This is a genomic window from Georgenia faecalis, from assembly GCF_003710105.1.
GTDB lineage: Bacteria > Actinomycetota > Actinomycetes > Actinomycetales > Actinomycetaceae > Georgenia_A > Georgenia_A faecalis.
This window is the reverse complement of sequence record NZ_CP033325.1, coordinates 1,619,102-1,632,684: the sequence shown is the minus strand read 5'-3', so window position 1 is coordinate 1,632,684 and position 13,583 is coordinate 1,619,102. Positions and strand designations below refer to the sequence as shown.

General features: G+C 72.3%; 9 protein-coding genes. 4 read left to right on the top strand and 5 right to left on the bottom strand.

Features of this window, described 5'->3' with window-relative positions; all coding sequences use genetic code 11:
• Positions 1 to 69: 69 nt before the first annotated feature.
• Complete coding sequence (locus tag EBO36_RS07035; protein ID WP_122823987.1) at positions 70 to 804, bottom strand: MBL fold metallo-hydrolase; 735 nt, start codon at positions 802 to 804, stop codon at positions 70 to 72.
• An 85-nt stretch (positions 805 to 889) separates the two neighbouring features.
• Here EBO36_RS07035 and EBO36_RS07030 point away from each other — a divergent pair, with 85 nt between their 5' ends.
• Positions 890 to 2,149 carry an MFS transporter gene (locus tag EBO36_RS07030; protein WP_122823986.1) on the top strand — a complete coding sequence of 420 codons (1,260 nt, stop codon included), beginning with the start codon at positions 890 to 892 and terminating at the stop codon, positions 2,147 to 2,149.
• Positions 2,142 to 2,894, top strand: a complete 753-nt coding sequence (locus EBO36_RS07025) for a MerR family transcriptional regulator (RefSeq protein ID WP_122823985.1) — start codon at positions 2,142 to 2,144, stop codon at positions 2,892 to 2,894. Before EBO36_RS07030 ends, EBO36_RS07025 begins: the two co-directional genes overlap by 8 nt.
• A gap of 58 nt (positions 2,895 to 2,952) precedes the next feature.
• On the opposite strand, the gene EBO36_RS07020 is transcribed toward EBO36_RS07025, so the two are convergent.
• Together EBO36_RS07020 and EBO36_RS07015 are read right to left on the bottom strand one after the other, a co-directional pair.
• Positions 2,953 to 5,379, bottom strand: coding sequence for a family 43 glycosylhydrolase (locus EBO36_RS07020; protein WP_122823984.1), 2,427 nt, complete (start codon positions 5,377 to 5,379; stop codon positions 2,953 to 2,955).
• A gap of 161 nt (positions 5,380 to 5,540) precedes the next feature.
• Positions 5,541 to 8,441, bottom strand: a complete 2,901-nt coding sequence (locus EBO36_RS07015; protein ID WP_222928789.1) for a beta-xylosidase family glycoside hydrolase — start codon at positions 8,439 to 8,441, stop codon at positions 5,541 to 5,543.
• 318 nt (positions 8,442 to 8,759) lie between these two features.
• Between EBO36_RS07015 and EBO36_RS07010 the strand changes: the two genes are divergently transcribed.
• On the top strand, positions 8,760 to 11,693 hold the full coding sequence (locus EBO36_RS07010) for an immunoglobulin-like domain-containing protein (protein ID WP_164471393.1): 2,934 nt from the start codon (positions 8,760 to 8,762) through the stop codon (positions 11,691 to 11,693).
• Positions 11,694 to 11,781: 88 nt separating this feature from the next.
• On the opposite strand, the gene EBO36_RS07005 is transcribed toward EBO36_RS07010, so the two are convergent.
• Both EBO36_RS07005 and EBO36_RS07000 read right to left on the bottom strand, forming a co-directional pair.
• A complete protein-coding gene (locus tag EBO36_RS07005) occupies positions 11,782 to 12,417 on the bottom strand; it encodes a transcriptional regulator (protein ID WP_122823981.1) in 636 nt (211 codons plus the stop codon).
• Entirely contained in the window at positions 12,414 to 12,827 is a 414-nt protein-coding gene (locus EBO36_RS07000) for an SANT/Myb-like DNA-binding domain-containing protein (protein WP_122823980.1), read from the bottom strand. Before EBO36_RS07000 ends, EBO36_RS07005 begins: the two co-directional genes overlap by 4 nt.
• A 110-nt stretch (positions 12,828 to 12,937) precedes the next feature.
• On the opposite strand from EBO36_RS07000, the gene EBO36_RS06995 reads away from it, so the two are divergent.
• Positions 12,938 to 13,546: a histidine phosphatase family protein gene (locus EBO36_RS06995; protein WP_122823979.1), complete on the top strand. Its 609-nt coding sequence runs from the start codon at positions 12,938 to 12,940 to the stop codon at positions 13,544 to 13,546.
• Positions 13,547 to 13,583: the final 37 nt, after the last annotated feature.

The window sequence follows — 13,583 nt, the reverse complement described above, 5'->3', positions numbered from 1 at the left end:
GTGTCGTTGCTCCGCGCGCGCGGCCCACGGCCTCGGGCCTCGGGCCTCGGGCCTCGGGCCTCGACGCGACTAGGACCTCGGACCTCGCGCGCCGTCCGCGGCGCGCCGCACCCGCTCCTCGACGGTCCCGAGGTCACCGCGCCACGGCGTGCCGTGGCCCGGCAGCACCCAGGCCGCATCCAGGCCGGCGAGCCGCGCGAGGGACTCGAGGGCGCGCGCCGGGTCGTCGGTGAACGGAGCCGGTTGGAGGCCGGGGCGGCCGGTGAGCACGTGCCGCGTGGTGAGGGCGTCACCGACGAAGACGGCGTCCGCGACCGGCACGTGCACGGCGATGCTGCCCGGCGAGTGTCCCGGCATGGCGATGACCCTCGGCGAGCCGGGGAGGGCAAGGACGTCGCCGTCGGCCACCTCGACGACCTTGGAGAGGTACCTCGTCCGCCAGCCCTGCTTGCGCAGCGCGTAGGAGAGGAAGCCGCCCGCGGGACCCAAGCGCATCGGTCCCGTCGGTGCCTTCGGCTTGTCTCCGCTCCGGGCGCGCTCGGCGTCGTCGGCGTGGACGAAGACCGGCACCCCGTGGTCGCGGCGCAGCCGCTCGGCGAAGCCGATGTGGTCGCTGTCGCCGTGGGTGAGGACGACGCCCCGCACGTCCTCGACCGCTCGGCCCATGGCGGCGAGCTCGGCGAGCAGGTCGCGCCAGTGCCCCGGCAGGCCGGCGTCGATGACGGTGACGCCGTCGTCGGTCTCGACGAGGTACGCCGCCACCACGTCGTTGCCGATCCGGTGCAGGTGCGGGCCGAGCCTCATCGGATACTCCCTCACGGCCGCCGGGCGATCGGATCACCGAACCTACAGTTGACCCCGCCCCTACGTCACGGTCCTCACTGGGACCATGACGCTCATTCCGGTCGCCTACCTCTCGTCCTACCTCCTGTCCATGCTGGGCAACTCGATCGCGGGCATCGCTCTGCCCCTCATCGTGCTCGGTGTCACCGGCAGCGCGATGGGCGCCGGATGGGTCGCCGCGGCGACCGCGGTGCCCGCCGTCGTCGCCGGCCTCGTCATGGGGGTGGTGATCGACCGGATCAACCGGCGCACGTCCTCCATCGTCACCGACGCCGTGTCCGCCGCGTCGGTCGCGGCGCTCCCGCTCGTCGACCTGGTCTCGGGGCTGAGCCTCGGCTGGTTCATCCTCTTCGGGATCATCGGGTCGCTCGGCGACGTGCCCGGCCTGACCGCCCGCGACGCCCTGCTTGCGGCGGTGGTGCGCCACGGCGGCATCACCGCCGAGCGCCTGCTGGGGATGCGGGAGTCGCTGGGCGCAATCGCCCTCCTGCTCGGACCGGCGGCCGCCGGGACGCTCATGGTGCTGCTCGACGGGTCGACGGTCCTGTGGCTCACGGCGGCGACGTCGATGGCCGCCGCCCTGCTCACGCTGCTCATCCCCCACGAGGTCGGGACCATCACACCCTCCGAGGAGGCCGAGGCGACGACTGGTGCCTCCAGCGGGTGGGCCCAGCTCCGCGCGGGCTGGCGCGCGCTGTTCCGTAGCCCGTTCCTCGTGTCCACGACGGTGCTGAGCCTGGTCGCGGTGGTCGCGCTGGCCGGCTACCAGGGGCTCGTCCTGCCGGTGCACGTCACGCTCGTCGGGCGGCCGGGCCTGCTCGGCTTCGTCCTCAGCGCACTGGCCGGCGGGATGCTCGTGGGCGGCGCGATCTACGTCGTCGTCGGCTCGCGGGGGCGCCGCCGGACGTGGTTCCTCGCGACGATGCTCGGCACCACGGTCGGCTTCGCCGCGCTCGCCGCCCTGCCGAGCGGTGGGCTGCTCCTCGCGGGCGCATTCGTGCTGGGGCTGTCGAGCGGGCTGTTCGGCGCCCTGCTCGGGGTGCTCATGGTCGAGCGGATCCCCGAGCAGATGCGCGGCCGGATCATGGGGACGCAGAACGCGATGCTCACGGCCGCCGCACCCGTCGGGATCGTGGCCGCGGCCGCCCTGACGGAGTACGTCAGCCTCGACGTCGCGGCCGCCGTGCTCGCCGGGGCCTGGCTCGTGGGCCTGGGAGTCGGGGTGTTCGCCCGCGCGCTGCGTAACCTGGAGCCCGCGTCGGAGCGCGGGACGGACGAGGAGACGGCGGTGGTCAGCGGTGCGTAGCGGGGAGCTCGCGCGGCTCGCCGGCGTCACGGTCCGGGCCCTGCGCCACTACCACCAGGTGGGCGTCCTCGCCGAGCCGGGACGCGATCTCAACGGCTACCGCCGCTACGACGTCCACGACCTCATCCGCGTCCTGCGCATCAAGCGGCTGGCGGCGCTCGGCCTCGCCCTCGAGCAGATGCCCGCGCTCCTTGACGACACCGGCGCCGACACCGACGGGCTGCTCGACGCCCTCGACCGCGAGCTCGCCGGGCAGATCCGGCGCCTGAGCGCCCAGCGCGAGGTGGTCGCCCGCCTCCGCGACCACCGCGCAGCCCCGGACCTGCCGCCCGAGCTGGCCCCGTTCCTCGCCGCGTGGTCCGCCGGCCTCTCCCCCGACGTGGCACGGATGGATCGCGACCAGTCCGTGCTGCTGGCCCACCTCGCCGGGCCCGAGGGCGTGTCCCAGCTCGCACGCTTCTACGAGCGGCTCGACGACCCCGCGCTGATCCAGGACGCGACCGTCCTCACCGAGCGCTTCGGCCGACTCGACGCACAGAGCACGGATGCGGACATCCTCGAGCTCGTCGAGGCGTTCGCCGCCCTGGTCGGACCGGTGGTCCAGCAGTTCGCGACGGAGCCGCCGATCGACCTCGGCGGAGCGGCCCAGGCGCTCACCGAGTACACCGCCGACCTGCTGAACCCGGCGCAGCAACGCGCGCTCGCGCTGCTCGAGGAACGACTGGAGGACGTCGGGGAGACCTGATCACCCGGCCGGGCGCGCGGTGGCCCGGTCCTCCGCGGAGGACCGGGCCACTCTCACCTCAGCCGCAGGAGCGCGCGGCGTACGACGCCGTGAGAGGCACCGAGACCGGCGCGCCGTCGACGGTGGCCGAGGCCACGGCGTCGACCTCACCCGCGGGCAGGTCCCTTACCCGGGCGCTGAAGGCCTGCGAGACCGCTCGGCCCGGGGCCACCGACGGGAACGTCCGCGACCCATAGGCGGAGTCGACCGCGACGGTCACCGGCACCGCCGCGTCGTTGGCCACCCGCACCGCCACCACCGCCCGGCCGGCCACGCACCGCGTCTCCGCGGTCACCGAGACGTCGAGCGACGGCTCACCGGTGGCCTCGTCGAACTGCCACGTGTCGAGCTCGAGGAGGTCGCCGTCCCCGCCGGTGTAGGTGAAGAAGAGGTCGTGCGTGCCCGTGGCGCCGGTCAGCTGCCCGGTCACCTCGGTCCACTCCCCCACCGCGCCGTCGACGTCGACGTCGACGGTCCCGAGCACCGGACCGGTCTCGCTCCCGGACCGCACCTGGATCTGCGCGTCCTCCTGCAGGGGCCGGACCCGGACGGTGACCGACTCGGCCCCCGCCTCACCGAGCGCCGCGGAGGACAGGGCCGTCCAGTCACCGTCGTCGACGTCCGTGACGACGAGGTTCGGCGCCGAGGCGCCGAACTCTGCGGACGGGCCGTCGGTCCGCGCCGTGGTGATGCCCCGGCTCCACCCGAGCGTCTCCGCCTCGAAGACCCGGTACGGGTCGAAGTCACGGACCTGCTCGACGCCCGCGTAGGTCCCCACCACCTGCCGGGCGGTGCCGTCCTCGTTGAAGGTCAGCTCCTCGATGTGGGGGCTGCGGTAGCCCTGGGTGGTGGTGCCGTTGATGCGCTTGTTGAGGGTGGGCGCGTGGTAGGTGAAGTAGTGCTTGCCCTCGTACTCGAAGACGGACTGGTGGTTGTTGCCACCGGTGCCCGCCCCGAAGAAGTCGGCCTGGTTCGGGAAGAGCACACCGGCGTAGGTGGACTTGTCCCACACGGTCGGGTCGTCGGAGATCATGTAGCCGATCTGGCCCCCGCCGGGGTAGCCCGGGACGCGCGGCTGGTTGCCACCGAAGTCCGGGCCGCCGAAGTGCGAGGAGTAGGAGAGGTAGTACAGGTCCCCCCGCTTGAACACGTGCGCGGCCTCGAACGCGACCGGGGCGTCGACGACGAACGCCGTCCCCTCCGTCTCGACCATGGTGTCGGTGAGGCGGATCCCTCGGATGTTCTTGGGGTTGTTGAAGCGCTCCTCCGGGGGCATGGCCGTCGATGCCGGGCCGCCGCCGAAGAAGAGGTACTCCTCGCCGTCGTCGTCCACGAAGGGGGCCGGGTCGAACTTCCACGCGACGTCGGCGGCGCCGGGGGTGGCGCCGTTGATGAGCGTGCTGGTCCGCTCGTTCGACCACGGGCCGAGCGGGCTGTCACCGACGATGACGTTGCTCGAGCCGCCACCGTTGGCGTAGTAGAGGAACGTCTTCTCCTCGCCGTCGACCGTCGTCGTCACCGCACCGGGCGCCCAGGAGTTGTTGGTGTAGGGCGCCACCCCGTTGGGACCGGCGACCTGGATCTCGCCGTGGTCGACCCAGTTGACGAGGTCGGTCGAGGAGATCAGCGTGATCTGGTTGATGTCCCCGTAGTTGATCTGCGGCGAGATGCCGGTCACCGGGTTGGGGGCGTACCCCTGGGTGTCGTTCGTCATGTACATGTACACGCGCCCGTCGTGGACCATGCCGAACCCGTCCGCGCCGAACTTGTGACCGATGAGCGGGTTGTGCTGGCCGGGGAGCTTCCCCGTCACCTCCACGGTCCGCGAGGCCGGCGGCGGGGGTGGCGCACCGACGAGGGAGACGTCGTCGACCGTGAAGTCCATGAGGTGCACGTCGGGCGCGGTGCCGGGGCTGGCCGTCCACGGCGTCTCGACGAAGATCCGCGCGGTCGTCACGGCCTGGGTGGCGGGGATGGTGAAGGTGGCGCTGAGGTGGCCCCACTCCCCTCGGGCGGGCGTCACGCTGGCGAGGTTGGTGTAGGTGCCCCCGCCGTAGTGCATCGTCACGAAGAACTGCTTGGTCGCCGGGCTGGCCGGGTTGTCGTACCTCACGCGGGCGGAGACCGTGTAGGTCGACCCCGCCTGGAGCTTCCCGCTGAGGTCCTGCATGGGGCCGGAACCCGTGGTCTGCCTCCCCGTGACCTCCACGGCCGCCTGCCCGCTGAAGGCGTCATCGGTGAGGGCGAGCGCGCCGGCGTCGGTCGCGTTGCCGTTGTTGATGAACCAGCCCGTCAGTCCGTTCTCGAAACCGCCGTTGACGATGAGCTCCTCGTCCGCCGCGTAGACGGGCGTGGTCGCCACGGCGAACGCCGCCGACAGGAGGGCGCCCGTCGCCAGGATCGCCACCCCCCGGGCGCGTGCGCGCCGTCGTAGTCCAAGCTGCACGATCTTCTCCTTGATCTGTGGTCCTGCAGGCTGCCCGGGTCGTCATCGATCCCGGACGCGTGTACCGCTCGCTGTCGCGCACCGCAGGGCGGCTCCCGCGCAGCGATGCCGCCTGCCCCGGCGACGCCGTGCCGGCCCTCCTCTCCTTGATGGGCTGGTCGTCAGGACGAGGGCGAGGGGCCTGGCCCGCACGACGCCGCCCCGTAGGGCGCCGTGATCCGCACCGGCTGCTCGCCGTCGACCGTGACGACGGCGGCGACCTCACCTGCGGGCAGGTCGACCACCCGGGCGCTGAAGGCGTGCGAGGCACCCCGGCCCGGGGCCACCGAGGCGAACGTCCGGGACCCGTACGGCGACTCCAGCGCCAGACGCACCGCCACGGACTCGTCGTTGACCGCCCGCACCGCGAGCACGGCGCGGCCCGCGACGCACCGTGGCTCAGCGGTCACCGACACGTCGACCGACGGCTCGGCCCGCTCGGCGATCACCGCCAGCCGGGCGAGCTCCAGGCTCAGGGCGCGCTCGGGCGCGTCGATCTGGTTCTGGGTGCCGAGCGCCCCGGCGCGCGCGGCCTCGGCCTTGGCGAGCGCCGTCGTCATCGCGTCCCACGCCGGCTGGGGGTAGTCCGCCTCGTCGAGCGTGCGCGCGTGAGCGAGCGCAGCATCGAGCGCCGTGGTGTCGAGCGGGCTGCCCTGCGCCGTGAGCGTGTCGCTGAGCAGGTAGTGGTCGACGTCGACGTGGCCGCCGGCCTCCTCGGTCGCGTAGTTGAACAGGCCGAACCGGTGACCCATGAAGTGCGCGAGGCTGCCGTCCAGGGTCTGGGGGCCCACGCGCCCGCCGAGGGCCGACCACGTGGTCCCGTCGAGGCTGTAGTAGAACGTCGTCCAGAGCTGCCCCGTGGGCGAGGCGAAGTCGGCATCGGCCTTGAGGTGCACCTCGGTGGCGTCGCCGAGGGCGACGGTCGTCCCGGGGAGGAAAGCCTCGGCCGCCTCCTGGTCGACGGCGACGGGGAACGGCTGCGTGCGGTTGACCACCCCGAGGGTGTTCTGGCCGCCCTCGCGGCGGACGGCGACGTAGGAGAAGCCACGGTTGTAGACCGCCAGGCCCGCGGTGTCCCCGTCCCGCATCCCGGACACGTCGAGCGCGGTCTCGGCCGAGGCCCGCGGCCCGAAGGTGCGTTGCGAGAGCGTGTTGCGGGCCTCCTCGAGGTAGGTGAGCTCGGGGCGGTTGGACAGCTTGGTGAACACGTAGTCGCCCGTGACGACCTTGCCGGTGGTGAGCCGGAGCCACCCGGTGCGGTCGGTGAGCGACCAGTACCGGTTGTCCGGCGCGTGGTTCCACTGCCACGCCTCATCCAGGCGCGAGCCGTTGAACGCGATCTCCTCCGGCGCCGGCTGCTCGACGTCGACGGGCCGGCCGACGAACGACAGGTCGTCGACCATGAAGTCCATGAGGTGCACGTCGGGGGCACTGCCGGGGTTGGCCGTCCACGGCGTCTCCACGAACAGCCGCATCGTCGTGGGGGCCTGGCCTGCCGGCACGGTCACGGTGCCCTGGATCCGTGCCCACTGCCCCCGCTGGGCGGTGACGCTGGCGAGGTTGGTGTACGAGCTGCCGCCGTAGTGCGCGGTGAGGAAGAACTGCTTTGTCGCGGGGCTCGCCGGGTTGTCGTACCGGACCATCGCCGAGACGTCGTAGGTGACGCCTGCCTGGACCTTCGCCGTGACGTCCTGGACGGGGCCCGCCCCGGTGGTCGTCCGGCCCGAGACGAGCACCGCGCTCTCCCCGGCGTAGGCGTCGTCCGTCGTCGTCAGCACCCCTGAGCCGTTGACCTGCCAGCCGGTCGTGCCGTTCTCGAAGCCGGGGTTGGCGAGCAGCTCGACGCCGAGGAGCGACTCGTCGATGTCGGGGGCGTCGGGGATGTCCCACTGCTCATCCATCCACGGGCGGTGCGGCGCGTCGTTGTCGAAGTCGTCGGAGGCGACGATGCTCTTCTGCTGCTCGAGCCGCTGCTCCGCCTCGCTCAGCGTGATCGGCTTGGGGAAGGCACCGTTGACGGGGACGACGCCTCCGTTGCCGAACGTCGGCCACCCGTCGGTCCACGTGGCCGGGATGAGCGCTGGGATGCGGCCGATCGGGAACGTGTCCCGGAAGAACATCCCGTGCCAGGTGTCCTGCCCGTCCAACCCGGCGACCGGGACCAGGCTGCCCTGGGCGAACCCGTTGGAGTTGAGCCCGCTGCGCGCGACGTAGGGGTTGCTGCCGTCCGCCGTCTCGTACCGCCCGAGCAGGACCGGGGAACGGAAGAGCACGACCTGGCGTCCCTGCCCGGGCGGCCACGTGATGACGGCGAGGTAGTAGTTCCCGTCGATGTAGAACACCTGCAGGCCCTCGAAGAGGCCCCCGATGAAGGGCTCCTGCGCGTACTCCGAGGCGCGGATGACGTTCGGGTACTCCTCGACGATCGAGGTGAGCTCGTCGTTGAGCCGCACGGCGCTGCCGCCGCCGTAGAAGATGTAGGGCGTTCCGCCGTCGGCCTCGTCGAAGAAGAGCGAGGGGTCGTGCAGCCCACGCCCGAGGGAGGTCCTCTCCCACGTGCCGTTCTCGACGTCGTCCGTGCGGTAGAGGTACGCGCCGCCGAGGTTGTTCGTGTTGAACAGCACGTAGTACATGCCGTCGTGGTAGCGCAACGACGAGGCCCACTGCCCTTGACCGTACGAGTTCTCACCGTTGCGCAGCGAGAACTGGTCCCCGATGCTGGCGCGGTCGAAGACGTAGCTGACGATCTCCCAGTTGACGAGGTCGTACGACTTCATGACCGGCGCACCGGGGCTGAGGTGCATCGTCGTGCTGACCATGTAGTAGACGTCGCGGTCCTCACCGCTCTCGGCGGCCGGGACGCGGGCCACGCTGATGTCCGGCACGTCGGCGTTGAGCAGCGGGACCGTGTAGGTGCCGTCCCCGCGGTCCGTGGACGTGTACGACGGCGCGGGATCCCAAGGCGCTTCCGCGGCGATCGCCGGGCCAGCGAGGAGCAACGGCGCCATCAGGAGCGCTGCCACGGCCGGCGCCACGGCCTGTCGCACGCGGTCTGCACGGCCGCGTGTCGCGGTCCTGGGTCGACGCACCATGTCCAGCTCCTTCGCTGTCGGTTCCTCGGCCGCCGCTCACGATGTGAGATCCGGGCATGGCTCTGGATAACGGTTAGTGTTATCGCTCACATCCCTACCGTCAAGGGTGTTGACACCCCGATGTGATCGCGCACATGATCGGCGGAGGGGCGCTCTCGGCGCGCTCCCGACCCTCACAAAGGAGTGTGTGATCGCATGACCCCTGCTGCCATGAAGCCACGGCGCGGACGGCTCCGAACCATCAGCGTCGTGACGGTGCTCACCATGGGCGCCGCCTCGTTCGCTGCCACGTCCGCATCGGCCGGAGGGATCTCCCCGGCCCAGCTGCGCCCGTCGCTGCAGGTCGCCCCGACCGACGGCCTCGTCCACCACTTCGCGCTGGACGAGACCAGCGGGACCGTCCTGGCGAACTCCGGGAGCGCCGGCGCGGCCGCCAACGCCACGCTGGTCAACCCCGACAACGCCGAGCTCACCGGCGACGGCGTCCGGTTCAACCCGGACTCCTACGAGGGCGCCCTCGAGGGCGCGTACGTGGCACTGCCGGACGACCTCACGGCGGGGATGACGAGCCTCACCGTCGACTACGACGTGTGGGTCGATCCCGCCAACGTCGGGCACCACCAGATCTGGACCTTCGGCAGCAAGTCCGGCACCTGCGACGCCGACACGGGCGCGCAGGGCTCAATCTTCGCGTCGAACACGGCGGGGAACCGCCCGGGCGCCCGCTTCCGCGTCGGGGTGGGCACCCAGAACGTCCAGCAGAACGGCTTCCGCCTGCTCGAGGGGGCCTGGCAGCACGTCACGTACACGCAGGCGCTCAACGGCGACGGCGCCACGTGGACGGGCACCGTCTACCTCGACGGCGTCCAGCGCGCCCAGGCCACCGACCTCACCACCCCGCCCTCGGTCAACGCGGCGGGGACGGGCTGCAACTTTCTCGCCCGGTCGCAGAACTCCGGCGACTACTCCTTCCGGGGCACGCTCAGCGACTTCCGGGTCTACGACCGGGCCGTGAGCCCGGCGGAGGTGCTCGACCTCGCGGACGAGACCGTGGTGACCGGCGTCCGGGCCGACGCCGCCGCGATCGACCTCGGCCTCACCACCGCCGTCGTGCGGGACCTCGTGCTGCCCGAGACCGGCTCGGTCGCCGGTTCCACCATCACCTGGACGAGCTCGGACCCCGCCGTCGTCGAGGTCTACACCCCGCCCGCCACCGCCCCGAAGGTCGAGGTCACCGGCCGGATCACGCGACCGGCCGCCGGCCAGCCCGACGCCACCGCCACGCTGACGGCGACGCTGCGCAAGGGCGCCGACGAGGTGGTCACCCGCGACATCCCCATCACCGTCAAGGCCGAGTTCGACGACGCCCAGTCCGTGGACCGCGACGCCTACGACCTCACCCTGCACGCCACGGACGCGGTGCGCGGGCACCTCACGCTGCCCGCGGAGGGCGAGTTCGGCTCGACGATCACGTGGTCGTCCAGCTCCGACCTCATCGCCCCGACCGGGGAGGTGACCCGCCCGCCGTACGGCCACGACGCCGTGCCGGTGACCCTCACGGCGACGATCACCCGAGGCGGGGCCTCGGAGACCAAGACGTTCGAGGCGAGGGTCGAGCCGCTGCCCCGGGTCGAGGAGTTCGAGCGCTACTTCCTCGGCTACTTCAAGGGCGAGCACCTGGCCGACGGGGAGCAGATCATGTTCGCCACGTCCAACGGCAACACCGCCCTCGACTGGACCGGCCTCACCGGCGGCCGCCCGTCGCTCATCTCCCAGCTCGGCGACCAGGGCCTGCGGGACCCGCACATCGTCCGCTCGCCCGACGGTGACACGTTCTACATGATCGCCACCGACCTCAACTGGTACGACCAGGGCGGGTACAACATCAACGACACCCAGTCCATCGAGGTCTTCGAGTCGAACGACCTCGTCAACTGGACGCCGCAGCGCCACGTCACGGTCGCCCCGGACGACGCCGGCAACGCCTTCGCGCCCGAGTCGTTGTGGGTCGAGGAGATCGGTGCCTACGTCGTGTTCTGGGCGCAGTCGCTGTGGGACGACCCGGTGAACCGCACCGGCCAGGGCAATGCGCAGATGTGGTACAACGTCACGCGCGACTTCCAGACGTTCTCCGAGCCGCAGGTCTGGCAGAACCCCGCGCCGCTGTCGCGGATCGACACGACCGCGATCAAGGTGGGCGACCAGTACTACCGCGTGACGAAGAACGAGGCGGGCAACGCCGGGTCGGACCTCTTCTCCGAGAAGCACACCGACTTCCTCGACAGCGACATCGACAACTGGACGCTCGTCGCGCCGGCCCTCGGCCGGACCACGTGGGCGAGCGACCAGGGCTACGAGGGCCCGGTGATCTTCCAGGCGAACCCCGGGGACACCGCGTGCCCCGGGCAGTTCTACCTGTGGGGTGACCGCTACACCAACGGCGGTGGCTACCAGGCGGCGTGCAGCGAGGACATCGAGGCACCGACGTGGAACCCCCTGCCGATCACGATGACCAACGCCGGTGTCCCGCGCCCCCGGCACGGCACGGTCATCCCCATCACCGTGCGGGAGTGGAACGACATCCGGGGCATCGCCAACGAGGACGTCGCCACCACCACCGAGCTCGTGGTGGACGGGGCCGTGGACCACGGCGAGGCGCCGACGGCGACCGCCACCGTGACGGCGGCCGACACCTTCGAGACCGGCGGCCAGGTCCGCTTCAGCGTCGGCGACTGGGCGCAGGACGTCCACCTCGTCGACGGCGTCGCGACCGTGACCCTGCCGAGCGACCTCGCCTCGGGCGAGCACACCGTCACCGCGGAGTTCCTCGGCTTCGAGATCCTCGAGCCCTCCGAGGACAGCGCCGTGACGGTCGTGGGCCAGGAGCCGACGGCACCGCCGACCACGCCCCCGACGGACGGGCCGACCGACCCGGCCGGCCCGCCGACCGACCCGGCCACGCCCCCGACGGACGGGCCGACCGAGACGCCGTCGGCCCCCGGCGGTGGCGCCGGTGGCGACGACGACACTCCGCCTCCGGGCGGCGGCGCGGACGACGACCGTCCGGGCCTGCCGGCCACGGGTGTCGGCGCGACCCTCGGCGCACTGGGCGCGCTGGTCCTCGCGCTCGGTGGACTCGCCCTCGCGCTCGCCGCGCGGGCGCGGCGGGTGAACCGCGGCTGACGCCGCCGCCCGCCTGATCGCCGGCGACGGCGTGGACGAGCCCCGCACCACGGTGCGGGGCTCGTCCGCGTCTACGTCCGCGTCGTGCTCAGCGCTCGGCGCTGCGGTCGACACCCTGCGTCGCGAGCAGGTCCTCATGGAGCTGGAACCACACCGTGTGGCAGGAGTCGACGCTCGTCCGGTCGACCCACTCGTGGGCGCCGGACCACGCGCGCTGGAGCGCGGCGGAGTACCGGGCGTCGTAGCCGTCGAACCGGGTGAGCACGCGGGTGAGTCGACCGACGAGGGGGATCATCGCGCGGCGCACGGCGGCGAGCTCGTCGAGGACGCGCGCGTCCCAGTCGGCGTCGCGGTGGTCGTTGGCGGCGAACGGGTCGGCGCGGTCGGGCTTGAGCTGCCAGTCGGTGGTGGCGCGCAGGAGCCGGGCGTTGAGCGGGAGGAAGTCGCGGTACACCGCGCCGACGACGTCGTCGGGGTCGGCGTCGAGGCGCTCCCGGGCCAGCGCGGCTTCATTCTCGGCCTTGCCCTCCTCCGTGAGCGACCACCCCTCGAGCCCGGCAAAGGAGGCCCGTCCCACCCATCCCCGCTCCTCGGCTACCCGCAGGGTCCGCGCGGTCTCGGCGAGGTCGAGGCCGAAGCGCCGGGCGATGGCGCCGGTGTCGGCGAAACCGAGCAGCCGGACGGCGTGGAGGACGAGGAGGTCGGGCTGCGAGGGGCGCGTCATGACGGCTCGCCCCGGCGACCGGCGAGCCGGCTGAAGTGCTGCTGACAGGCCTGCGGGGAACGGAACCCCATGGCGTCGGCGATCTGCGCCCAGGTCAGGCCGGCGCTTCGCGCGGCAAACAGGAGCCCGGTCTCCACCCCCTCGATCTCGGCGCGAGCGGCGGGCATGAGCGCGAGCGCACTGAGGAGGTGCTGCGGGTCGAGGTCCGATGACCGCCAGTCCGCGTACTGGACGAGGTCGACCGCCGACGGCGGCACCGGAGCCGGTCGCCACGGCGGTGCGTCCAGCGCGTCGGCACCGGCGGCGAGCAGGTCGCGCCGGGCATCCTGCTCGCGCCGCACCTGCGGGTGGTCACCGGCAGATCGCCGGTCCGGATTGTCCTTGCGGTCCGGATTGTCCTTGCGGTCCATTCCCCGATCCTCTACCGTCAACGTACCGTTGTCAACGGTTTGTTGATGCCGCCGCCGCCCATGGGAGGGAGGGCGGGTCACCGGCCGCCCGTGCCGGCCCCGCACGCGCCATGACCATGAGATATCTCTATCTCGCGCGGCACGGGGAGGCCGACGCCTTCGGCACGCTCACCGAGACCGGACGCAGGCAGGCGCAGCTGCTCGGGCAGCGCCTGAGCGGCCTGCCCGTCACCGCGGTGTGGCACTCACCGCTCCCGCGAGCCGCCGACAGCGCCTACGAGCTCGCCGCCCACCTCCCGCCCGGCACCCCGGTCGCGGAGGCGACGGAGCTCATCGACCACGTCCCCTACGTCCCTCCGCCGGCGGAGACCCCGCGGCCGTGGATCCCGTTCTTCGACGGCTACGACCGCGCGGAGGCGGCCGCCGGCCACGCGACCGCGCAGCGCCTCACCGCACGGTTCGCCCACGTGCCCGAACCCTCCGGCACCGCGGACGTGCACGAGGTGCTCATCACCCACGCCTACCCGATCGCCTGGCTCGTCCGAGACGCCTTCGACGCGCCGCCGGCACGCTGGCTCGGGCTCAACAGCGCGAACACCGCCCTCACGGTCATCGAGTACCGGCCGGGCCAGCCCCCGACGGTCTCGATGGTCAACGAGATGAGCCACCTGCCGCCGGAGCTGCGGTGGACGGGTTTCCCCGCAGGCACCCGGCCTTGACCCTCGGCATTAGTCTTGACTTATATAAGCGGCGACG

Coding starts and splice junctions, on each gene's coding strand:
- EBO36_RS07035 (WP_122823987.1), bottom strand. CDS start 804: ATGAGGCTCGGCCCGCACCTGCACCGGATCGGCAACGACGTGGTGGCG.
- EBO36_RS07030 (WP_122823986.1), top strand. CDS start 890: ATGACGCTCATTCCGGTCGCCTACCTCTCGTCCTACCTCCTGTCCATG.
- EBO36_RS07005 (WP_122823981.1), bottom strand. CDS start 12,417: ATGACGCGCCCCTCGCAGCCCGACCTCCTCGTCCTCCACGCCGTCCGG.
- EBO36_RS07000 (WP_122823980.1), bottom strand. CDS start 12,827: ATGGACCGCAAGGACAATCCGGACCGCAAGGACAATCCGGACCGGCGA.
- EBO36_RS06995 (WP_122823979.1), top strand. CDS start 12,938: ATGACCATGAGATATCTCTATCTCGCGCGGCACGGGGAGGCCGACGCC.